General features: G+C 41.6%; 21 protein-coding genes. 5 read left to right on the top strand and 16 right to left on the bottom strand.

The genetic code is table 11. The annotated features are described in order from the left end of the window. Nucleotides 1-21: 21 nt before the first annotated feature. The 10 genes from pssA to BANVL01_RS09015 all read right to left on the bottom strand — a co-directional run bounded on the left by pssA (nucleotide 22) and on the right by BANVL01_RS09015 (nucleotide 9,896). On the bottom strand, nucleotides 22-726 hold the full coding sequence (pssA, locus tag BANVL01_RS08970; RefSeq protein ID WP_082804939.1) for a CDP-diacylglycerol--serine O-phosphatidyltransferase: 705 nt from the start codon (nucleotides 724-726) through the stop codon (nucleotides 22-24). A gap of 47 nt (nucleotides 727-773) precedes the next feature. After that, nucleotides 774-1,436 (bottom strand): phosphatase PAP2 family protein, encoded by a 663-nt coding sequence (locus tag BANVL01_RS08975; RefSeq protein WP_066086046.1) that lies wholly within the window; start codon nucleotides 1,434-1,436, stop codon nucleotides 774-776. 134 nt (nucleotides 1,437-1,570) lie between these two features. Continuing rightward, entirely contained in the window at nucleotides 1,571-2,371 is an 801-nt protein-coding gene (locus BANVL01_RS08980; protein WP_066086044.1) for a COG4705 family protein, read from the bottom strand. A 110-nt stretch (nucleotides 2,372-2,481) separates the two neighbouring features. Next, nucleotides 2,482-3,168, bottom strand: a complete 687-nt coding sequence (locus BANVL01_RS08985) for a response regulator transcription factor (RefSeq protein WP_066086041.1) — start codon at nucleotides 3,166-3,168, stop codon at nucleotides 2,482-2,484. Continuing rightward, entirely contained in the window at nucleotides 3,165-4,625 is a 1,461-nt protein-coding gene (locus BANVL01_RS08990) for a sensor histidine kinase (protein WP_066086040.1), read from the bottom strand. Before BANVL01_RS08990 ends, BANVL01_RS08985 begins: the two co-directional genes overlap by 4 nt. A 21-nt stretch (nucleotides 4,626-4,646) precedes the next feature. Further along, nucleotides 4,647-5,381, bottom strand: coding sequence for an ABC transporter permease (locus BANVL01_RS08995; protein WP_066086038.1), 735 nt, complete (start codon nucleotides 5,379-5,381; stop codon nucleotides 4,647-4,649). Continuing rightward, nucleotides 5,362-6,105: an ABC transporter ATP-binding protein gene (locus BANVL01_RS09000; protein WP_066086034.1), complete on the bottom strand. Its 744-nt coding sequence runs from the start codon at nucleotides 6,103-6,105 to the stop codon at nucleotides 5,362-5,364. The genes BANVL01_RS08995 and BANVL01_RS09000 overlap by 20 nt, the downstream gene beginning before the upstream one ends. 126 nt (nucleotides 6,106-6,231) lie before the next feature. Next, nucleotides 6,232-7,131, bottom strand: a complete 900-nt coding sequence (locus BANVL01_RS09005) for a hypothetical protein (protein ID WP_066086031.1) — start codon at nucleotides 7,129-7,131, stop codon at nucleotides 6,232-6,234. Between the two features lie 169 nt (nucleotides 7,132-7,300). Continuing rightward, nucleotides 7,301-8,089 (bottom strand): TerC family protein, encoded by a 789-nt coding sequence (locus BANVL01_RS09010; protein WP_066086028.1) that lies wholly within the window; start codon nucleotides 8,087-8,089, stop codon nucleotides 7,301-7,303. 283 nt (nucleotides 8,090-8,372) lie between these two features. Beyond that, nucleotides 8,373-9,896, bottom strand: a complete 1,524-nt coding sequence (locus BANVL01_RS09015; protein ID WP_066086027.1) for a carboxypeptidase M32 — start codon at nucleotides 9,894-9,896, stop codon at nucleotides 8,373-8,375. Between the two features lie 267 nt (nucleotides 9,897-10,163). On the opposite strand from BANVL01_RS09015, the gene BANVL01_RS09020 reads away from it, so the two are divergent. The 3 genes from BANVL01_RS09020 to BANVL01_RS09030 are packed head-to-tail and all read left to right on the top strand — an operon-like array spanning nucleotide 10,164 to nucleotide 13,824. Next, complete coding sequence (locus BANVL01_RS09020) at nucleotides 10,164-12,509, top strand: xanthine dehydrogenase family protein molybdopterin-binding subunit (RefSeq protein WP_066147816.1); 2,346 nt, start codon at nucleotides 10,164-10,166, stop codon at nucleotides 12,507-12,509. Further along, nucleotides 12,506-13,345: an FAD binding domain-containing protein gene (locus BANVL01_RS09025; protein ID WP_066086023.1), complete on the top strand. Its 840-nt coding sequence runs from the start codon at nucleotides 12,506-12,508 to the stop codon at nucleotides 13,343-13,345. Before BANVL01_RS09020 ends, BANVL01_RS09025 begins: the two co-directional genes overlap by 4 nt. Next, nucleotides 13,342-13,824, top strand: coding sequence for a (2Fe-2S)-binding protein (locus tag BANVL01_RS09030; RefSeq protein WP_066086020.1), 483 nt, complete (start codon nucleotides 13,342-13,344; stop codon nucleotides 13,822-13,824). Before BANVL01_RS09025 ends, BANVL01_RS09030 begins: the two co-directional genes overlap by 4 nt. Nucleotides 13,825-13,872: 48 nt before the next feature. Here BANVL01_RS09030 and BANVL01_RS09035 read toward each other — a convergent pair whose 3' ends face one another. Then, on the bottom strand, nucleotides 13,873-14,265 hold the full coding sequence (locus tag BANVL01_RS09035) for a hypothetical protein (protein ID WP_066086017.1): 393 nt from the start codon (nucleotides 14,263-14,265) through the stop codon (nucleotides 13,873-13,875). A gap of 191 nt (nucleotides 14,266-14,456) precedes the next feature. Here BANVL01_RS09035 and BANVL01_RS09040 point away from each other — a divergent pair, with 191 nt between their 5' ends. Continuing rightward, complete coding sequence (locus BANVL01_RS09040) at nucleotides 14,457-16,523, top strand: peptidoglycan D,D-transpeptidase FtsI family protein (protein WP_066086013.1); 2,067 nt, start codon at nucleotides 14,457-14,459, stop codon at nucleotides 16,521-16,523. A gap of 359 nt (nucleotides 16,524-16,882) precedes the next feature. Here the strand turns inward: BANVL01_RS09040 and BANVL01_RS09045 are convergent, their stop codons facing one another. The 5 genes from BANVL01_RS09045 to BANVL01_RS09065 form a co-directional block, all read right to left on the bottom strand. Beyond that, on the bottom strand, nucleotides 16,883-17,338 hold the full coding sequence (locus BANVL01_RS09045) for a (2Fe-2S)-binding protein (protein WP_066086009.1): 456 nt from the start codon (nucleotides 17,336-17,338) through the stop codon (nucleotides 16,883-16,885). A 34-nt stretch (nucleotides 17,339-17,372) separates the two neighbouring features. Next, complete coding sequence (locus BANVL01_RS09050; RefSeq protein WP_066086006.1) at nucleotides 17,373-18,215, bottom strand: FAD binding domain-containing protein; 843 nt, start codon at nucleotides 18,213-18,215, stop codon at nucleotides 17,373-17,375. Next, complete coding sequence (locus tag BANVL01_RS09055) at nucleotides 18,216-20,534, bottom strand: xanthine dehydrogenase family protein molybdopterin-binding subunit (RefSeq protein ID WP_066086004.1); 2,319 nt, start codon at nucleotides 20,532-20,534, stop codon at nucleotides 18,216-18,218. A 213-nt stretch (nucleotides 20,535-20,747) separates the two neighbouring features. Next, a complete protein-coding gene (gene trhA / locus BANVL01_RS09060; RefSeq protein ID WP_066086001.1) occupies nucleotides 20,748-21,395 on the bottom strand; it encodes a PAQR family membrane homeostasis protein TrhA in 648 nt (215 codons plus the stop codon). A gap of 320 nt (nucleotides 21,396-21,715) precedes the next feature. Next, nucleotides 21,716-22,345 (bottom strand): TVP38/TMEM64 family protein, encoded by a 630-nt coding sequence (locus BANVL01_RS09065; RefSeq protein ID WP_066085994.1) that lies wholly within the window; start codon nucleotides 22,343-22,345, stop codon nucleotides 21,716-21,718. A gap of 322 nt (nucleotides 22,346-22,667) precedes the next feature. Between BANVL01_RS09065 and BANVL01_RS09070 the strand changes: the two genes are divergently transcribed. Continuing rightward, the gene (locus BANVL01_RS09070; protein WP_156482251.1) at nucleotides 22,668-23,822 is read left to right on the top strand and encodes a TIGR04053 family radical SAM/SPASM domain-containing protein; all 1,155 of its coding nucleotides are present in this window, start codon (nucleotides 22,668-22,670) and stop codon (nucleotides 23,820-23,822) included. The last annotated feature ends 20 nt before the right edge of the window (nucleotides 23,823-23,842 follow it).

Raw genomic sequence — 23,842 nt, forward strand, 5'->3', positions numbered from 1 at the left:
ATGCTCTCCTCTATCTTCTTATTAATTCTTTTTTTGACTATTCTTTTTTATCTTGATTAATTGGTAACTAATAAATGCAATATATAATGGTATTGCGACATAAATAAAATACGGGAATCGATGATGTTCTTTTTTAAAGACAATATAAATGGCATAGCCAAGGAATAGCGTTATGATAATACCGTATTTTGGCAGTGGAACATCCTTTAGGCTAGGAATTTTAATTGTACTTACCATCAAATAACATAAAAGGAAAAAGGCGATTACGAAGATGTAACCCAACATTTTACCATGGAACAAAGTCAATAGTGTTAATAAGCCGCCCGCCGCTGTAATCGGAACGCCTGTAAAGTACTGTAGGGAAGATTTAACGGCGTTAATGTTGAACCTAGCTAATCGATACGCACCGAATAAAGGGAAAAGACCGGCAACAGCCATTCCGATAGTGCCAAAGGCAGAAAAATAGGCATAATAGGCCATCATTGCAGGTGCAACACCAAAGGTAACAATATCCGCCAGTGAATCAAGTTCTTTACCAAGTTCACTTTCTACGCGCAGCATTCTGGCAATCCTTCCATCCATACTGTCAAGCATCATTCCAATTAATATTAGGATGGCCGCATTCTTATAATCCCCTGACGCTGAATACATAATGGATAAAAAGCCAAAAAATAAGTTCGCCAGTGTAAATAAGTTAGGAATACTATTTCTTATAATATGTATCACTCCAATTTTCAATAGCGAAGCATTTCAGTTTAAAAAATCACTAAACATCATGTTCCGCTTTTATATTTCTTATTATAACGCTTTTCTTGGTAAAATTGGAAAAACCAAATTGCAACAGTTAACCAAAATCCACTTGCAAGATATCCCCCAATAATATCACTTGGATAATGGACACCTAAATAGATCCGACTAATCCCAATAGCCATAATCATGAAAACACTGAAAATGATCAGGACACTCCTTCCCCATCTGCTAGGGATATGGCGCCAGAGTAAAAATGACAGAATGACATAAACTGTGAAGGCATTCATCGCATGGCCACTTGGAAAACTATACCCTGAAATATCAATTAAGCGATGGAAATCAGGACGAACCCGGTGAAAAATAAGTTTCAAAATTTGGTTTAATACCGCTGAACCAATAATAGCAGATATGAATAATATTAATTCTAAACGATGATGTAACACTTTATAAAGGAAAATTATTAAAATGATAATAATGACGCTGACAACAGAAAAAGAACCGATTAAGGTGAAAAACTTCATCACTTTTGTTAAGGTTGGTGATTCAAGCCCCTGAATAGCTGCTATTACATCGCTATCAAAATCGATAATTTTATGGTCACTTATTAATAAAGAGATAAAGATAAAGCCAATCACGCAGACTAAACTAATGATGAAAGCTATAACTAGATGTACTTTAAGGTTCATAACAAAATCCTTTCAATAAATACTTACCATATAGTACCATGAAATAAAAATAATATCACTACTATCTCATTTTCTATCCTAAAGAAAACTCGCCGATTGGCGAGCTCTATTAGTTTTATATTTAAACCATCATGTTATTCATTAGTTGAATGAGGAAGCTCGTCTCTTCTCGTCTTAGTTAAATAGATGACCAAGCATAAAATCGTTATTAGGAAGATTGCGCTCGTTCCCACTGTTCCTAGACCTAGACCACCATCTTTACGAGGCTGTGAAAGGTAATCGCCAAGAGAAGCACCGAGAGGACGGGTCAGGATGTAGGCGATCCAGAAAGACAGCACTCCATTCAATTTAAATCGGTAAAATGCGATAGTAACGATACCTATCAGAACAGCGAACATCAGCGCTGACATCCAGTACCCAAGGTTAAGCCCCTCTGCGATGAGATCGCCTGCAGCCGTACCTAGTGCGAAGGTGAACAAAATAGCCAACCAATAGAACGCTTCCCGCTTGGTGGTGTAGATGGAGTGAATGGAAAGAGTTTTCTCACTCGCATACCAGGCTGTAAATGCCACCGCCAGAGCGAGACTGAAGGAGACGGTTGTCGTCACTAGAGATACGCCAAGGTTATCCACCAAATTATCAGTTATAAGCGTACCGACGATGCTAATCATCACGACTGCAAGCCAGTAGATACTTGGCACGTATTTCCTCGACCGGAACTGGAAGAACAGGATAATGACTAAAAGACAGGCCATGACGATCGTTGTATTAGTTAAGCCCCATTTTAAATTGAAATTCAAGAAGTCTGCGGCCGTTTCGCCTACAGTTGTGGCCATGATCTTGATGATCCAGAAGAAAATCGTGACTTCCGGAACCTTGTTCAACATCTGCCGTCCAATACTTTCCTTACGATATTTCCCCTCAGAATACTCCATTTAGTAATCCTCCTACTTTCCACTAACCGATAAGTTTATTTAAGCTTTTCACTAATCTGAATTCCTTGGTTGTTGATGATTTTCGGAAAAATCATAAAAATTTTACTATTTTACCCTTTAAATCTGTATCCTGCTCCCCAAACAGTTTCGATATATTGAGGATTAGATGGATCCGTTTCAATTTTTTCACGGATTTTTCGAATGTGGACAGTAACCGTTGAAATGTCACCCAACGAATCAAAGCCCCATAACTTTTCGAATAACTGCTCTTTGCTAAAGACATGGTTTGGATGGAGCGCAAAGAAGGTTAGCACATCAAATTCTTTTGTGGTAACAGCCACTTCTTGATTATTTACATAAACCCGTCTTGAAGCTTGATCAATCCGAAGACCACGCACCATAATACTGTCATTTTGCGGTTCCCTTCCAATTAGTCTTTGATAACGAGATAGATGCGCCTTAACCCTTGCAACCAGCTCACTCGGACTAAATGGCTTAACAATATAATCATCGGCACCAAGTCCCAAGCCACGGATTTTATCAATGTCTTCTTTTTTGGCAGAAACCATAAGGATGGGGATATCCTTTTCAGTTCGGATTGCTTTGCAAATCTGAAAGCCATCAACCTCTGGGAGCATAAGATCGAGCAATACCAAATCTACCTTCTCATTTATAGCCTTTTGTAAGCCCTCATCACCGGTTAATGCGATCTCAACCGAAAAACCATCTATTTCCAAATAATCCCGTTCAAGCTCAGCAATACTTTTATCATCTTCAATAATTAAGATCCGTTTCAATTGTCTTCACCTGCTTTTCTTAACGTAAAAAGAATCGTTGTTCCTTGTCCTTTTTGACTTTCTGCCCAGATGGAACCATGATGTTCTTCGATGATTCGCTTCGCAATCGATAACCCCAGGCCACTACCGCCTTTTTCCGTTCCTCGTGCCATATCGACACGGTAAAAGCGGTCAAAAATCATCGGTAATTTCTCTTCCTCAATCCCTGGACCGTTGTCATTCATTTTGAAAAGAACATAAGAATCTATTGTAGATAAATGAAAGGAAAGCTCCTTGGCCGGTTTATCGATATACTTCAAAGAATTATCGACAATATTGGTTATGACACGTTTCAGGTGCTCACGGTCAGCGACGATGAGATAATCACCATTTTTTTCTATATTTAAACTGATTCCAACCTTCTTTTCCTCCAAATCAAACCGCAGTTCTTCAACAAAATCCTGAAGGTAGTGATCAAACTGAATGTTTTCAAAATGAAAAGGAAGGCGCTGTAAGTCTAATTTCGAATATAAAAATAGTTCATCAATCATATGATCCAAATCGATTGATTTTGAATGTATCGTTTGAATGTAGCGATCAATTTTTTCGGGGCTGTTGGCCACGCCATCGCGAATTCCTTCCACATACCCTTTAATGGTCGTAATCGGTGTTTTTAGATCATGAGAAATATTGGCGATTAACTCTTTGCGATTTTCCTCATAGGCTAACTGCTTTTCAATCGATTCTTTTAACCTAACCCTCATTTCCTCAAACCCCTGGGCAAGCTGTCCGATTTCATCCTTGGATTTAACTGGAATCGGTTGATTAAGGTTTCCTTCTTTTATTTGCTCAGCAGCTTTCTGTAATCTTCGAATAGGAAGGATGATACTTCTTGACACATAGTAAGTGAGTAAACCATTCGTTACAATTAAAATTAAGAGCAAAACAATAAATAAAATTGGGAATGAGGAGCGAACAAATTTGGCAAAACTGCTGGCATCCGTTACAAAAAACAAGGAACCTTCTGACCCATCAGGAAAGAAAAAATCAAGCTTTTTTATCGAAATAAATTGATGATTAATTTGTTCAACCGGATCAACTTCTCCAAATAACCCAAATGGCGGAAGTTCCTCCTTGTCTAACCCTTGTAATTTTGCTGGTAGGTAGACAATGTTTTGTCCTTTTCTCACTACTAATGAAGTGTTACCCGCCTTATTTAATTGACCGTCAATTTCTTTTAAATAGGTTGGATTCAAAAATTGTTCCGGGTTTTTCAGTGTTTCCTTGTGTAAATCAATATATAATTGATCCTTCTCAGAAATATGATGGTAATGCTCCGGTGGCAGGTAGATGTTTCGCAATTCTTTTATATCCCCTCTAAAAAGCAAGGCCATTAAAAGTGCAGATAAAACAACGAAAAAGATGGGCACTAAAATCATTGCGAGATTGGATAATAAAAGTCTAAAACGAATCGACATCTGTTCCACTACTTTCTAAATTTAAAATTCTTTTTTGCTAAACTTATAATAGCCCAGCGTGAAGAATAATGCACAAAATGATAAAAGATAAAGGGTTCTGCCAAAAGTGACGATATTTATCCCATTATTGATCCAACGCTGATACCAGTCATTATCGTATGCCGGCAGCCACTGGGCAACGGTTGGAAAAAGATAGGTTAAAACGACCATTACTAAGTAAAGGAGGATAGAAAATGTCAATGCCTTGCTGCTAGAACCGAACCATAACGCCAGGAAACTTAAGAGGATTCCAATTGCCATTAATGGAAACCATGATAACAAAAACGCTGAGAGGCCCATTAACAAACCAGTAAAGGTGAAATTTTCGAGCCAGATGGCACCTGTTATTAATGATGAAAGGCAGACCTGCAATAATAGCGTCAATAAGTAGATGCCAATACAGACAATCTTGGATGTAAACAGTTTGTACCGTGATAATGGACGGACAAGCAGGAAGGAAAGTGTCTTTTGTTCTTGTTCCCCAGCAAACATATCACTAACGCAAAGGGCCAATAATAATGGCAGGTAAAAGGATACGGCTAAACTTAATATCACAAGTGGGAAGGACTCGCCATCGAATGCGGTGAAACCAAACTTGTTTTGCATCATTTGAATAGCCGGCCCAACTAGTAAAGGGAATATTACTGAGAGGCAAAACAAGACAATGGTTGATTTTTTTTGTACTAACTTATTCCACTCATTTTGTAAGTTCAACATTTTCGTTCACTTCCTTCCCTTTACGGATGTTGTCCATATAAAAAGATTCAAAGGTTTGACCTTCAGCTAATTGATTTTTAGCCACTTCGCCAATAATTTTACCCTTAGAAAGAATGGCGATTCGATTACATAAACGTTCAACCTCATCAATCAAATGAGTGGAAAGGATAAAGGTAACACCCTCCTCACTAGCTAACCGGCTAATAAGCTCCTGAAAATCAAGTTTCCCTTCAATATCCAGACCATTTGTTGGTTCGTCTAAAATAACAAAAGATGGTTTGGAAAGTAAGGCGGCCGCTAAATATAAACGCTGACGCATTCCTGTTGAGAAAGATTTCACCTTTTCATGCTTGTGAGCCTCCATTCCCACCCATTGGAGTACTTCATCAATTCTCCCTTTTTCAAGAGATGGATACAGTCTCGATGCTAACAGGAGATTTTCATATGCCGTTAAATAATCAAACGCTTCGACCCCGCTGATTAGTGTCCCAACCGATTGCATTGCTTGTTCAAATTGATCCATGACATGATACCCATTAATCACTATTTCCCCTTGATCAGGACGGCATAATGCCACAATACACTTCATTAACGTTGTTTTCCCGGCACCGTTTGGACCTAATAACCCGAAAATTTCACCATGTTCCACGGAAAAACTAATATTTTTAACACCGCGGCCATTTTTATATTGCTTTGTTACGTTTCGCAGTTCGAGAACCGGCACGCATCTCACTCCTTTTTAACGCATTTTTATATAAGCAAGTTTCCCACTTGTACTCTTCAATTTTTAGAACCAAGGGCAGAGGAATATGTCCCCTGCCACATCGGTTATTTTCTTTACCTTTGTAAATTAATCCTCATGTCCATCATGCTTGTCTTGTACTTTAACAACCTTTTTGCCTGTCAAATCCACGCCTGATACTTTTGAATTATTTAACTGATCGAATGTGTTTGTAAGCATTAATACAAGATCATGGTGTGTACCATTTACATCCTCACCGGAAACATAAATAGTCGCTTCTTGACCGGTTAAGTAATCATTCTTATCCACTATGCCTTTTAAGACAACACGGGATACGTTAATGTTATTTTTTAGTTGTGGAAGCTCTGGTTTTAGGTCAGCCAACTGTAAGGAGCCGAATTCTGCTTTTTCCTTATGATCCTTTTGCTGGTCGATATTCTTAAGGAAGAATGACACAACAGCCTGTCCAACGGCAGGAATTTGATTTTTAGATAGATCGAGCTGCAGCTCCGTCTTTCCGTTGGCACCAACACTCGTTGTAATCATATCTTGATAATTTTTTGTTACAGCATCAAAGATTGCCTCTACATCTTTTTGCATTTGCGGCGAGAGGTTTTCATCTTTATGCTCCTTACGTTTAAACTCTTTCTTATGTTCACTTTCGTCTATTACATAGTAGTTGTCATCCTTGCTGCTCTTCACGACCGTCTGATTCGCTTTTGAAAAATAATCTACTTTTGTAGTGATTCCGCCATTTGTCACACTGACAGTGCTATTTCCGGATTCATCCTTTAAATTTACTGCGTTCAAAGAATCAACCTGGTAAATCTCCTTGCCATTATCTGTTAAGGACGCTGAGGTCTGGGCAGTAAAACTGTTGATTGTATGAGTCTTCTTAACTGCTGTTTTAAACAAGTCGTATCCAGATGTGGAAGCAGATGCCGATAAAACACCTCCAGCCATTAATAATCCACTGACGCCAACTGCGGCCAGGACTTTCTTATTCATTTTTCTTCCTCCTTCAAGGCATAGTGTTGTTACATGATAAGAATAGACGACCAAACTAAACAGACTATTAATGAAATATTAATAATTTCTTAAATCGGAAGTTTTTGGTAAAAAATTGGAAATTAAAAAAGCAATCCTCCCATACAGAAAGAATTGCTTTCCAAAAAGGTTATGAAATTTTCGGTTCCTTTTTCACTGACTCACTGGCTTTATCTTTGGAGAAAAACCATCCAGCCGCCGCAATCCCGACTAACAAGACGTAAAAGCTTACTTTCCATTCAGTTGAATGGGCAAATTCCTCGCTAAGAATCCCTAATGACGGATGTGATAGTGTGTAGACAGCAAGCTTTACACCAACCCAGCCAACAATCGCAAAGGCAGCAATTTCCAAACCTGGCCTTCTTTCTAACAGCTTCACAAACTGATTAGCGGCAAAGCGCATAATCACTAACCCGATTATTCCACCTGCAAAAATAACCAAGAATTTTCCTCCGTCAAGGCCGCCGATATTTGGCAGTGGGGTATCCGGGAGGACAACCGCCATCGCTACAGCAGCAAGAATCGAGTCAACAGCAAATGCAATATCGGCTAATTCAACTTTAAACACAGTCATCCAAAAGCCGCTATTTTTTTTGGAAACTTGCTGGTTCACAGGCTGTTCCGATTTCCTTTTAACAACCTTGCGGAAAATATGATTCCCCGCCATGAATAATAGATATAGCGCACCAATCGCTTGCACCTGCCACACATCCACAAGGAACGAAATTGCGAATAGTGAAGCAAAACGGAACACAAACGCTCCGGCCAGGCCATAAAATAAAGCCTTTTTTCGCTTTTCTTCAGGAAGATCTTTAACCATAATCGCCAGGACTAAGGCATTATCTGCTGCCAAAAGACCTTCCAAGCCCACCAAAATAACTAACACCCAGCCGTATTCCAGTAACAAACTAAAATCCATGAATATTTCCTCCTCTAAAGTAAGTTTTTTCTAAAATTGTTCCCTCTCGCCAATAAAAATAGGCCCTTACTGATGACAGTAAAGGCCTGAAGAAAACAGAAAAAGACCTTTACCGTAAAGTAAAGGTCTTGCTAACAACGTCCATGTTGCCAATAAAGCCGGAGATGGATTTCTCGAAGTGACGACTTTATTGTAGCAGCTACTCCCCTTTAAAAAGGAAATATTTTATTACTATTAATATAGTATATTATTAAGCGGTTGTCAATGTGAAGCATTAGAACGATTATAATCCATATACCTCGCAGTATTTTTGCTCAAGATATTCGACAAGATAGTCGGCATTTAATTCCTCACCGGTTACTTTCACAATCAGTTCATTCGGTGTATAAAGCTTTCCATATTGATGAATGTTTTCCTTTAACCATTCTTGTAGCAGGTCAAAGCGGCCATTTTCAATGAGGTGATAAAATTCCGGCAAATCTTTTTGGATGGTCCGAAGAATTTGCGCTGCATATAGATTACCTAATGAATAAGACGGGAAATAGCCAATGCCGCCAAAGGACCAATGAACATCCTGAAGGACGCCTTCCGTGTCTGTACTTGGTGTCACCCCTAGGTAATCATGCATTTTCTGGTTCCAAATAGCCGGCAGGTCCTTTGCTTCAATCACCCCTGCAATCAGGTCTTTTTCAATTTCATACCGCAGCATGATATGAAGATTATACGTTAATTCATCTGCTTCTACACGGATAAACGACGGCTGTACAGTGTTAACGGCACGATAAAATTCGTCAACACTAACATTTTCAAGCTGTGCAGGAAAATGGGCTTGAAGCTGCGGGTAAAAATAATACCAGAATTCCCTGCTCCGTCCGACCATATTTTCTAAAAATCTTGATTGCGATTCATGAATTCCAAACGATGCTCCGCTCTGAAGAACAGATTCCTCATATTCCGGATTTACATGCTGCTCATAAATGCCATGCCCTGCTTCATGAATCGTCCCGAATAGGGCGGAACGGACATTTTTTTCAAGATAACGAGTTGTTAAGCGGACATCGCCAATCGTAACCGTTTGCGCAAAAGGATGAACGGTTTCATCCAGTCTGCCGGCTTTCATATCAAAGCCAATAATCGGCAGAATATAGCGGTTAAATGCTTTTTGGGTCTCAATATCAAATGATTGATCAAAAACCTCGACAGCTGTCGGCTTTCCATGTTTCTGAATCCGCTCTAATAGTTTAACGCTTGATTCTCTAAGTTTAGCAAATAACGGGTCTAGTCTTTTCACCGTTAAACCTGGTTCAAATTCGTCGAGAAGTGCATCGTACGGATGCTCCTCATAGCCATAAATTTCCGCAAACTTCCGCCTAAATTGAACTATTTTCTCTAAATACGGAAGGTAGTGGGCGAAATCATTGTTGGCTCTCGCCTCCTCCCAGGCATCATTGGCTTGGCCCGTTAAGATGCTGTATTCCTGAAAAAGGTCTGCAGGGATACTTTTCGATTTTTGATAGTACTCTCTATATTCTCGAACCTTTGCTTTTGTCACAGCATCCAGATTACTTGCAGCTGATAATATTGCTAACAAATTGCCCATTTCCTCTGAAACGGAAAGTTTAAACACTTCCGTCCGTAAGGTCCCGATAGCTTTTGCAAACACATTTCGCCCTTTTTTCGGAGCCATAACCTTTGAATCCCAGTCAGTCAGACCAATAATACTTGAAAAATGCGTGATTTTTTCATCTAATACCCTAAAATGTTCCAATGCGGTCTGTAAATCTAGATCGATCACTTTCTGTTCCATATGTAGCCCCCCTAAACATGATTCTATTACTTAAAGAATGGCAGTTGCAGAAACCGCCACATCCACTTTATTATAAATTAAAAATTCAAATAGGGGAAAAAATTAGAAAACTTTTTCTTAGCTATAGAAAGGATTTCGACGTTAACGAATTAGCTTTTACCTTTCACTAATAATCAAATCTGTATAAATTTAACATATAAGAGGAAAAACTAATCTCTGATGCAGGACTACGCTTAGTCGATAACGTATTTAGGAGGCCTATATTTTATGCAGGACAGAACAGGGACGGCAGTTGGAAAGCCGATACAAAGAATTGATGCCGTTGAAAAAGCAGCGGGAACAGTTCGATACATAGACGACTATACGTTACCTGGTTTGGCCCACGCAAAGCTGGTTAAGAGCAGCTATGCCCACGCTAAGATTAACTCAATTGACTCAACAGAGGCATGGAAGGTACCTGGAGTTCGGGCGATTATCACAGGAAAAATGTTTCCATATCATATTGGTCCAATCCTCGCAGATCGGCCTCCGTTGGCGATTGAAAAAGTTCGCTATTACGGCGAACCGGTAGCCATCGTTGTTGCTGACCATGAACACCAAGCAAAAAGAGCTGCCGCCCTCGTAAAAGTCGATTACGAACCATTGCAGGTGGTCAATTCAGTACGGGATGCCTTCCAAACTGGAGCTCCCTTAGTCCATGAAAACTCTGGCCAATACATGAAGATCATTAGCAATGTATACCCCGTTCAGGGAACAAACATTGGCAGCCATATTAAGATTCGCAAGGGTGATTTCATTAAGACCTGGGAAGCTTGCACGACAAAGGTGAAAGAAACCTACTCTTTTAACCTATCCGATCATGTTGCCCTAGAAACAAGAAGTACTAGGGTCGAAATAAAATCTTCCGGCAAGGTGATTATTCATACCACGACGCAATCACCTTTTACGATAAAAAAAGTCATGAATCAATTCTTTAATATTGAACTGGGCAATATCATTGTCCACACGACAATTGTCGGCGGTGCATTTGGAGGGAAAGGCACTGTCCAACTGGAACCACTCGCGTATTTAGCCTCAAAAGCCATTGGCGGAAAAATGGTGAAGTTGAATTATGAGCGCGAAGAAGATCTGATTACGGCTCCGTGCCACATTGGCGTGGAAGCGACGATTTCGCTTGGAACCAATAAAGACGGGAAAATCATCGCAGGACAATACACGTTTTTGATTGATTCAGGTGCTTATACGGACCAGGCGGCTGGAATTACCCGTGCGATGGCCCTTGATTGTACAGGACCATATAATGTCCCGAATGTTTGGTGTGATTCGTATTGCATGTACACCAATCACCCTTATGCTACCTCTTTCAGGGGGTACGCCCATCCGGAACTTACCTTTGCCGTCGAGCGCACTATGGACCAGCTTGCTAAAAAATTATCGATTGACCCTATCGAGCTCCGAAAAATGAATACGATTCAACCCGGTGACACTTCACCAACCCAGTCTGTCATTACCGCTAATAACATTGGCGATACGTTGAAATGCCTAGAAAGAGCAAGGGAACTCATTCAATGGGATGAGGGGCAGCGGCTCGAAATCAGCAACAATAAAATAAGAGCAAAAGGGATTAGTACTTTTTGGAAAACATCGACAACGGCCACGAATGCCCAGTCAGGAGCAATTCTAAAGTTTGAAGCAGACGGCAGTGTGAATTTGAACTGCGCGGCGATTGAATTAGGACAAGGAACAAAAACCATTTTAGCGCAAATCATCGCTGAAAGATTAAAGCTGGAAATGAATAAGATTCATATCACGATGGAAGTCAATTCCTCCTATGACCCGCATCAATGGCGGACGGTTGCCAGTAGTACGACATTTCTAGCGGGAAGAGCTGTTTTAGCTGCCTGTGATGATGCGATATCGCAGCTAAAAAGAACCGCCTCAATCGCATTAAAATGTTCTAAGGAGGACTTAGAGGTTGGCGGCGGTCGCGTTTATTTAAAACCAAATCCCGATTATGGTGTCCAAATAAAAGATATCGCATTAGGTTATCAATACCCAAATGGGCATGCAGTGGAAGGCCAGGTAGTAGGTCATGGAAAATACATTCAAAGACATTTAACCCCCATGGATAAGGAAACAGGGTTCGGTAAGCCGGGACCGTGGTGGTCTGTCGGAACACAGGCAATTGAAGTCGAATGGGATACAAGGGATTATACCTACAAAATTTTAAAAGCTGTTACAGTGCTTGACGGCGGCACCATCATTAACCCGGCGACCGCAACCCAGCAAATGAGAGGCGGCATGTATTTAGGTCTTAGCTTTGCCAGCAGCGAGGCGTTTCTTTTTGATGAAGGAGGAATTGTTCAAAACCCGCAATTACGGACCTATCAAATCATCAGATTTGGCGAACAGCCTGTCGAATATCTGGTCGACTTTATTGAATCCCCTGCTGCTGACGGGCCATACGGGGCACGCGGAATCGGCGAATATGGGGTGATTGGCATGGCGGGGGCACTAGCCAACAGTCTGTCCGCGGCTGCACAAGTAGAGTTGAATCATTTGCCATTAATTCCTGAGTTAATCTGGAAGACAAAGAAGGAGCACTTGAAATGATTCCGTTTGACTTTGAATATTACAAACCCGATTCGATAACTGAGGCAATTCAGACGTTTCAGGATATCGAGAGCCAGGGCAAAAAGGTCATCTATTATAGCGGTGGGACAGAATTTATTACTTTTTCGCGAATAAATAAATTGAGCGCTGACGCCGTTATTGATCTAAAAGGGATTCCTGAATGCCAAGTATTGGAATCCCTTGGAGACCTGCTGGTTATCGGTTCCGCCGTTTCATTAAATAAAATTGCCAAGTCCAATTTATTTCCGCTTCTTGGTCAAGCCGTCAAACAGGTTGCAGACCATACATCTAGAAACAAAATTACGATTGGCGGCAATCTTCATAGCCGGTTAATCTATCGCGAAGGGGTACTTCCGCTGCTATTGGCGGACGCGCAAGTAAAAATTGCCGGCAAAGAGGGCGAACAGGTTCTTGCATTCGAAGATGTTTTTCAGCAAGAAATGAAATTGGGACCTGGGCAGTTCCTCATACAAATTTTAGTAGAAAAGTCCTACGCCTCTTACCAGTATATCAGCATAAAAAAAACAAAAACCTCTAAGGTGGGTTATCCTGTCGTATCCCTTGCTGCGATTGCAAAAGACAGCCAGATCCGTGCGGCATTTAGCGGAGTCTGTGCGTATCCATTTAGGTCTGCTCAAATGGAAGCGGCGTTAAACGATTCTTCCCTTTCAATCGAAAAGCGGATTGAACAAGCGCTTAGTCGCCTTCCAGCACCAATTGTCAATGATATTCAGGCTTCTAGAGAATACCGCGAATTTGTGTTAATTAATGCGTTAGAGGATGCGCTGGATGCTTTGAAGGGAGCGATTTCATGATCAAAAATGGTTCATCTAAATCAGTCGTAAAATTACATGTGAATGGAGACAGTCATGAGGTAACCATTCGCTCCGCAGACACTCTCCTTCTTACATTAAGAGAACAGCTCGGTTTAAACGGTGCGAAGCGGGCTTGTGAAAATGGTGATTGCGGCGCCTGTACAATCCTAATAAACGGCGAACCGATGCATTCTTGTTTGTCACTGGCTATCGAATCAATCAACCAGCCAATAACGACCATCGAGGGTCTAAAGGCTTCTAACATTCAAGAAACCTTTGTCGAAAAATGGGCGATTCAATGCGGCTATTGTACACCAGGTTTTATCTTAAATTGCCATGCATTAGCAGAAACAGAGCCCAACGCAACTGATGAAGTAATCGAAGAGTGGATGCAGTCCAATCTTTGCCGCTGCACAGGGTACCAAGAAATTAAAGAAGCTGTTAAGACTGTTTTGCAAGCAAAGACGAACAAAATTTGAGCAAAATATAATGCCCCAGCCTTAGAAAGACTGGGATCTCCGATTCCATTACCCTTTTTTGAAGCTGTAATTTCCCTGATTTAAGGATTCAACCAGGCTAAGTGTTTGCGCGGCCTGTTCAATTTGCTGCAGAATCTGTTCTAGTTGCTGCTGCTGCGCCGTTTGCGATTGGGTAACCGCAAGCCCTTGCATTTGATTTAGCTGGGCAGCTGCCTGTCCAAGCTGCTGAGCAGCTTGCTGCATTGCCTGGGGATTGTTCATCGAAACGTTTTGCTGAATGGTAGTTGCTGCCTGTTGCAGTGATTGGAGCGCTTGCTGCTTCCCAGTTTGAAATTGCTGTTCCACCATTGGCTGATTTTGCTGCTGCTCTATTTCCTGCTGCTGCATCTGTTGTTGGTTAAAGCTTTGTGATTGCATTTGCTGTTGGTTTTGCTTTTCCATCAGTAATCCTCCTTTAGCAAGTCATAAAATTAGTTTTGATAAAATGATTCCTTTCTATCCATAAGGGAATGAACTGATTGTTTAGATTATTCCTTAAATTTTGAAGAGAATTTCCATTATTTGTTGTTCCCCCTTTTAAGATAAGGCATAATAAAAGAAATGAATCGTAGGTAAAAGGATGTGGATACACGTTGGAGCAACAAAAAAAGAAAAAAAACCATTTCCCCTTTCGATTGAATATACTTTTTTTTAGTGTGTTTTTACTATTCTCCGTCCTTATTTTACGATTAGGATTTGTCCAAATTGTATATGGAGAAAACTTCAAAAGGGATTTGGATAGAAAAGAAGATTTTACCATCAGTAATCCAGTACCGCGAGGAAAAATTTACGATCGGGATTACAAAGTTATCGTCGATAATATTCCAAAAAAAGCAATCACATTTACAAATGAAGGCTTCAGCCAAAAAGAAATGCTGGCAACAGCAGAAAAATTAGCCAAATTGATTACTAAAAACACGGATAAAGTTACGGACAGGAACAAGCGGGAATTCTGGATTATGAAGTATCCCAAGTTAGCTGAAGCTAAAATTACTGATAATGAAAGAGCCTTATATGATGACAAGAAATTAACCGATAAAGACATCTATAAGTTTAAATTAGACCGCATTACTGACAAAGAATTAGTTTTTACAAAAGAGGAACTTGAAGTATTGGCGATTTACCGTGAGTTTAACAGCGGCTATAAATTTACACCGCAAATCGTCAAAAATGAAGATGTTACCGAGAAGGAATTTGCGATTGTCAGTGAAAATCTTCAATTCCTTCCTGGGGTTGATACGACAACCGATTGGGAGCGGTCCTACGTCTTTGAAAATACCTTAAGATCTGTGTTAGGGAAGGTAACAAAATCTGATGAAGGTCTGCCTGCTGAACAATTGGATTATTTTTTGGCAAGAGGCTACAGTCTCAATGACCGCATTGGAAAAAGTCAGCTAGAACTTCAGTATGAGGATGTTCTTCATGGTACGAAATCAAAGATTAAAAATAGTATTGATAAAACAGGCAATATCATTGAAACCAATGTTATGAGCGTTGGGAAAAAAGGGAAAGATCTCGTTTTAACGATTGATATGAACTTGCAAATGGCGATCGATAAGATTGTTGAAGAGGAGCTATGGGTCACAAAGCAATCACCAGGGACGAAACTTACAGACCGTGCCTACGTCGTCTTAATGGACCCGCGAACAGGTGAGCTCTTAACAATGTCCGGGAAAAAAATTGTTAAAAACAAAGAAACGGGCAGGTCAGAAATGGAAGATGACGCACTCGGAACCTTTACGACAACCTACAACGTTGGTTCTGTAGTAAAGGGGGCAACTATTTTAACCGGTTATAAAACAGGTGCCATTTCTCCTGGTACCTCTTTTGATGATGCTGGGATAAAGATAAAAGATACCCCGATTAAAAAGTCATATACTTATTTAGGAAAATTGAATGAACTCGATGCCTTAAAGAAATCTTCCAACGTTTATATGTTCCAAACCGCGATTAGAATCGGGAAAGGTCATTATGAATACGATCAACCGTTGAATTTCAGTAACAAAAATGCCTTTGAGGATATTCGGAATTCGTTTGCTTCCTTTGGCCTTGGAGCAAGAACGGGAATTGATTTGCCAAATGAGCAGACCGGATTAAAAGGGCAAAGTAGGCTCCCAGGTTATTTGTTCGACCTTGTTATCGGTCAATATGATACGTATTCGGCGATGCAGCTGGCCCAGTATGCTTCAACGATTGCAAATGGCGGCTATCGTATGCAGCCCCATGTGGTGAAAGAATTTCGTGAGACTGCCGTTGAATCCAATGAACTTGGAACTGTCGCTCAAGAAATCCATCCTACCGTCCTGAATACCATCGATGTGAAAAAAGAATGGATGTATAATGTCCAAACAGGCTTTAAAAAGGTGATGCAGGAGCCGGGAGGAACTGCCTATAATTTCTTTGGAAAGGCTGCTTACTCACCAGCAGGAAAAACGGGAACCGCCGAAGCCTTTTATGATGGCCCCTTGCGCAGTAATTATGGCAAAGAACCGCCTCCCGTTATGAACTTAAGCCTGATAGGCTATGCCCCAAGTGCAAATCCCGAAGTGGCCATGGCGGTGTTAGTTCCATGGGCTTACGAAGGAACCATAGATAATCGGGCAAGCCTCAGGATTGGCCAAAGGGTACTGGATACGTATTTTCAAATGAAAAACCAATAATTAAGACGGCTCCTCGGGCCGTCTTTTCTTTGTTAAACGGCACTGTGAACCTCTTAGAGTGCCCGTTCTTGGCTTTTTCTTTTGTTCATGGGCACTGTGAACCTCTCAGAGTGCCCGTTCTTGGCTTTTTCTTGTGTTCATGGGCACTGTGAACCTCTCAGAGTGCCAATATCCAGTTTTTTCCTTTTTGGGGCTCATTGAGTAGGACCTTTTTCCAGCTTCTCGGATAAAATTAATTTTTTTGTGACCGTGGGGATCCTTTTTTCGCTTTCACGGGCACAATTATTTTTCTAGTAATAGAATACCAAAATCAGGAAAGAGGAAGCGATAAAAAAATGAAGGTCGCCATTTTTGCGCCTTCATTTCTTGTTTAACACTGATTTCACAGCCTTCTCTATCTCAATATAGCTAGTGCAGCGGCAAATATTCGATTCAAGCCACTCTTTAATCGTTTGATCATCGGCATCCGGATGCTGCTGGATTAACGAATGGCAGTTCATAATAAAACCGGGTGTGCAATAGCCGCATTGAAAAGCGAAGTTTTCGACAAAAGCTTGTTGAATGGGAGTCTCCCTCAGTCCTTCAATCGTGGTAACCTTTTTCCCAACCGCTTCTACCGTAAGCATCAAACACGATTTCATCGGCCAGCCGTCGACGTTCACCGTGCATGCCCCGCAATCTCCATTTAAACAGCCCGGCTTTGCCCCTGTAAGGCCCAGCTTACCTCTTATTGTATATAAAAGGGTATCAGCTGCCTTGACAGCAACTATATGGATTTCTTCATTAATGTTTAACGTAATTGTGTGGGATTGCAAGTTTCATCCTCCCCCTTCAAGCCAAACTACGAAACTATCTAATTCTCACACCATCCAGGGCTGCCAATACATCTACTAACAAATTCCTTAAAACAAATAAACGGTATTCCGCCGAACCTTCGACATCATTGAGGATTGGTTTTGGCAGCACCGCAAGTGCCCCGTCTACCCTTGCCACGGCCGATTGACCGCTTTTGTTTAAGGCGGTCTCGACTTCCTTGGAACGAAATGGGAACGGACATAAGCCACTGACAGCCACACGCACCTCTTGATCAATTTTTAACGCAGCAACCGTAATTAACGGATAGCCCGTCTCCCATTGCTGGCGCCGTTTGAAGCTGAAAAACGGGGCCCTAATAAACCGGCTTTCTGTCGCGGTTTGAACAAGAATTTCCCCTCTCTTAAGCTTCAACTCACCTTGAAAAACATCATGGATGGCTACAACCTTTCCCCCATCAGTTCCGGCAATGACGACCTGGCTATCTGCTAGTAAAAAGGGCAAAACGGCTTCTCGGTAAAAAATACGAGCACAAATATTGCCGCCCAAAGTAATTTTTCCACGGGCGGAATGATCAGCTACTTGACTCGCCGTTTTTGTTAATAACGGAAACAGATTCGCTTCTTCAATTTGAGTGAGGGTAAGCGTGCTCCCAATCAGTAAATGATCCCCGCTAACCTGCATCACTTTGCATTCGGCTATATCCTTAATATCAATGACCGCTTCGGTATAGGCTAAATCTATCCTGCCAAGGGTAATTAATTCCGTACCACCAGAAAAAAACATCGGCTGTTTGCCTTGTTGGTCTAAATACTGATAGAGCTCGACTGCCTCTTGCAGCGTTTCCGGCTTATAATATTCAAAATCAAACGGAAGCATTCACTTGTTCGCCTCCTTTGCTTTCCAAATCAGTTCTGGAATCAGCGGGAGATTATGAAGCGAAACGCCAGCTGCTGTTGACAATGCGTTCCCTAGTGCTCCAGGCATCCCCAATAAGCCGTGCTCCCCGACACCGCGTGCCCCATATGGTCCATCGATCTGCGGGGTTTCAACAAACCCAACAAGATATTCAGGGTTTTCTCCATATCGTAAGGGTCGGTACGTCCGAAGCTGCGGGTTAAGTACCCTGCCAAGCTCGTCGAAATAAAACGTTTCCCGCCCTGCAAATGACAGTCCCATGCTCATCGCACCCATGACCTGGCCCACAGCTGCTTTTTCATTCATCACTCTGCCAATATCAACAACTGTTGCCGCCTTCAACAGCCGGTACGTGTAATCCCGTTTATCAAATTCAATTTCAACCCCATAAGCGGCCACAGTCCATTCCGGACCAGGTCTTCCGGCACCAGTCTCCGGATCCAATGGCGTAAGATGGCGTAAAATATAACTTCCTCGGCCGATGATTTGCCCTCCGACTGTATTCCCATTGGGATATTTATAGCCGTAGCCAATCTCTTTAAAATGGAGCCCGATGGCGGGATCGTCCCTTAAAAACACCCTGCTGTTTGCAATTTCGAGATCTTCCTTCGGGGATCTTAAAACACAGGCAGCCAGTTCTTTCAACTGATGGATGACATCCTCCGCTGCCTTTAAAACAGCTCTGCCACCCATAAACGTCCCCCGGCTTGCAACCGTTTTCCAATGCTCCGGTGTGGTTTGTGTATCCACTTCCATACGGACATGAATTTTATTCACATCCATTTTCAGCCGTTCGGCAAGAATTTGCGCTAAGATCGTTTTGGTTCCGGTACCAATTTCAACAACGCCAGACATTAAATTAATACTTCCATCACGATTAAATGTTAAAATCACTCCCGATGGGGCATCCGTATCAATCGTCGATGTCTTCCAGCTGCAGCTGACCCCCTTTACCCGGATAAAGCGGTCGTTCAATACTTTTACCGGACCTTCATCCCATTTGATTAGTCCCCTGACCTTTTCAATACATTTTTGCAAGTTTCCGACATTACTTTTATTCAGCCTGACCCTTGTTGGCGTTGTATTTCCGGGCATAATGGCATTGATATACCTGAGTTCAAGCGGATCGATGTTTAATTTTTGCGCAAGCAAGTCCATCGTCCGTTCAATTGCAAAGGAAAGCTCGGAATGGCTAAAACCCCTAAATGGTGCTGCATACGGATGATTCGTATACATGCAGTAGGAATCACACCAGACATTTTCAATATTATAAGGTCCGGTACAATCTGTCGCTCCCGATCTCGTTACATCAATTGCTTTATCGGAATAAGCACCGCCATCCCACAAATAAAGGATTTCAGCCACCGTGATTTTCCCACTCCGATTTGCTCCCAATTTAACCGTTGCATCCAGGCCAATGTGACATGGGGAGGTTAAAATATCTTCTTCTCTTGTGTTTAATATTTTCACCGGTTTCCCGCCGACTTCCTTCGATGCCATATAGGCGAGCACCTCAAGCTGAACGGGAGCCTTGCCGCCATAGGCACCGCCAACTAGTGGGGTACGAACGATAATTTTCCCCATATCCTCACCGAAGTAATCAGCGATTAACCTTTTGACCATAAAGGGTGCCTGCGATGAGGTCATGATGATGATGTTTCCATCTGGCGATATCTCCGCCGTCGCACATCGCGTTTCCATGGCCACATGGTCGGAAGGGGCAAAGGAAAAGCTCGCCTCCACTACCGTTTCACTCTCAGCCCAGCCTTTCGCCATATTTCCCTTGCGGATTTTTATAAGCGTTGCGATATTAGTGTCAGGCACCGGATGTGAATCTGCCTCTTTTTTATATTCACCTAATCGCTCATGAACAAGCGGTGCATTCTTTTGGAATGCCTGGGTCGGTGAATTCACTACTGGCAGCAATTCGTATTGCACCTTAATTAGGTCGGCAGCTGTTTTTGCTTGTGCAGGGGTATCGGCGACAACGAGGGCAACAGGTTCCCCGTGGTACCGAACCTTGTCAAACGCAATCGGCGGACGGTCACGAATTGCCTCCCCGGTTAACGGATACTGTTTTCCTGTGAGAATGGCCCTAACCCCAGGCACTTTCCACGCTTCCGATGTGTCAATATTCACTATTTTGGCATGACCATACGGGCTAATGACCATTTTTCCCGACAGCAAGGGAACTTTTTGATAATCATGCGTGTATTTCGCTCGGCCGGTTACCTTATCAACCGCTTCTTTGCGAATAACACTCTTCCCAATAACCTCCAAGATCAACCCTCCCACACTTCAGACACATACATTCCTACCTTATTTATATTAAGACGGAAGCTATTCCTAGAATGCTTAATTTATCTTTAGCGGAACTTACATGTGTCTAGTCAAAGTACGGCTAGGGCAAATGCGATCACTTATATTTGAAAAAATGAAGCAAGTGTGAGGACTCAATGAAGAAACAGCACCCAAATAGGAGTGCTGTTTCATTTATTTTATCGGCAAAACATAAAATAAAACACAAAAGAAGTGGGCCACACTGCCGCCAATCACAAACAGATGCCAGACCGCATGATGGTACTTAAAGCCCCGCCAAACATAGAAAATGGCTCCAAGCGTATAAAGGGCGCCGCCAATCACTAAATACATCATCCCGTCAGAAGAAAGATTATTTACTAACGGTTTCCAGGCAAAAACAATTAACCAGCCCATGACGACATAGAGCGCCGTTGAGGTTACAAGATACTTTTTAACAAAAAAGCATTTAAAAACAGTGCCGGCAACCGCCAATCCCCAAACAATGCCAAATAATGTCCAGCCCATTGTCCCTTTAATCACTACTAATAAAAACGGTGTATAGGTTCCTGCAATAAAAAAATAAATGGACGAGTGATCCAAAATTTCAAATACGTCTTTAGCCCTGCCTTCTGGGAAGCTATGAAGCAGAGTGGAGGACATATAAAGAATAAACATCGTTCCTCCAAAAATCGTGAAGCTGACTACATGCCAGGCGTTCCCATATAGGGATGAATAAACAATTAAGATCACTAAGGCAGAAATGCTCAGTAATGCCCCAATTCCATGTGTAATCGAATTAGCCATTTCCTCATGCTTAGAAAATGTATGTGTCGCTGCCACTAATAATTCCCCTTTCAACTAACGGTAGAATCCGCCTAAAAGGTAGACTTCCATATAAATATAAAAGATATTCATGAAAATACCATGCTTATGAATTGGATTCAATGGACGTTTATCATGTTCAATAAAAAAAGACTAATCCATTTTTTAAATTAGTCACCTTTCTTTAACTATTAATCTTTCTTTCATAGTTTGTTCATATTTCTTCGTTAAGATATAAATAGGTTCACAGATGAACCTTTAACCTCCGCCCCCCTTAATATAGATTAGTTTGAATGCCCGGTACAAGCTGCCGGGTAATTTTTTTGCGGTTTAGAATGTCAGTCACTATGATTTTTTCGCGTCCTTCGATAAACAATGACAAAGTTAATCAAGAAAATGGTGAACAAATAAAGTCCATATAATCCAAATGAAAACATCTTGTTGCTGCTAAATGCCGCACCCGCAAAGGACAAAATAAGAATATTAGGGATCTTCCCGATGGTCGACGCTGTGAAAAAAGTGAGCCATCTGACATTACTTAATCCGCAAATAAGATTGACAACCGGGGCAGGAATAACCGGAATCAAGCGGCAGGTCAAAATTGCCAAAAAGGAATGGCGATTCAAAAACCCTTCGTATTCCTGGACCTTCGGATATTTCAATAATTTTGCCTGGGCAAAATCCCGAAAACCATAGCGGCTTAAAAAGAAGAACCCCATTGTCCCGGCCATAGCTCCGGCCAATGAAATAGCCGCTCCTTGTGCTGTACCAAAGACAGCACCAATGATTCCCGCTAAAATCGGGAACGGAATTATAGGAAAAAAGACACAAATTGCCACTAGTAGCATACTGAGAAGAATGGATAAACTTCCACCTTGCTTAATAAGAACAATCAATTCATCCTTTTGAAAAAAGCCAATCGCAATAATCAAAAGCACGATTGTTACACTAATAAATTTCTTAAACATCGAAACGCCCCTAAAATATTATTTATATAGTAAAACCGTTAGTATTTTCTCTACTCTATTATTACCCTTCTAAGTATATCGAGAAAACCATCATTCAGAAACAAAAAATTATAATTTTTCAAAAAGTGGTGTTCTATGGATCCATTCCTCCATTTGTTCAAAAATTCTTGCGCGGAATGTAGAAATATTGTAACAAACCTCCCATGCACTGGAATCTGACAAAATTATAATAAACCTATAGAAACATTTTAAAAGGTTTTAAAAATAATAATGAATTTTGGTGATGAAGATGCAAGGAATTGGTAAAGGGCATCCACATACTATGGGACACCCACATGCACAGGGTATGGAAAAAGGGATTGACTATGATGTAAACCCATTTATTGTAATTTGGGAAGTAACAAGGGCTTGTCAGCTTAAGTGCGTTCACTGCCGCGCTGATGCACAGCTGATTGCAGACCCGAGGGAGCTGTCACACGATGAAGGAATCAATCTCATCGATCAAATCTATGAAATGGATAATCCGATGCTTGTATTCACTGGCGGAGATTGCATGATGCGGGAGGACCTTTTCGAGCTTGCTGATTATGCAATCAAAAAAGGAATGCGTGTTTCAATGACACCTAGTGCCACTGAAAACGTAACGAAGGAAAAAATGAAACAGGCAAAAGAAGTAGGTCTTTCGCGCTGGGGCTTCAGCCTCGATGGCCCTACTCCGGAAATACACGACCATTTCCGCGGAACACCAGGTTCATTCGAGTTAACGCGTGAAAAAATAAAATATTTAAACGAATTGGATATGCCGCTGCAAATTAATACGGTTATTTCCCGTTATAATTATGACTCCCTTGAAGAAATGTCAAAACTGGTTGGGGAGCTGGGGGCCGTCATGTGGTACATCTTCCTGCTGGTACCGACGGGCCGCGGTCAATTAGATGCCTGCATTACCCCAGCCGAGCATGAAAAGGTATTCCGCTGGTTATATGAACTTAGCAAAACAGCGCCATACGATATTAAAACAACGGCAGCACAGCATTATCGCCGCGTTGTACTACAGCAGAAAACGCGGGATCATTTAATTGATAATGGTGAAATTCATTACGAGGATACGATTACAACCGATTTTGCCTCGATGCATGACGGATTGAAGCGTGCTCCAAAAGGGGTAAACGATGGAAACGGCTTTGCATTCGTTTCCCATATCGGTGATGTCATGCCGAGCGGATTGCTTCCAATTGTTGGCGGAAACGTTCGAGATACACCGCTTGCAGAAATTTATCGTGAGGCAAAAATTTTTAAAGAACTGCGTCAGCCCGACAACTACAAAGGCAAATGCGGTGTCTGCGAATATAACAAAATTTGCGGCGGTTCGCGCTCAAGAACTTACGCGGTAACAGGTGACTATTTAGAAAGCGAACCTTTCTGCGTTTATATACCACAGGCAATGCGCAATAAAGAAACGGCGCCAACAGTCTAATAAAAGAGGCATTCCATTAC

The sequence above is a fragment of the Neobacillus novalis NBRC 102450 genome (assembly GCF_001591805.1).
Taxonomy (GTDB): domain Bacteria; phylum Bacillota; class Bacilli; order Bacillales; family Cytobacillaceae; genus Neobacillus; species Neobacillus novalis.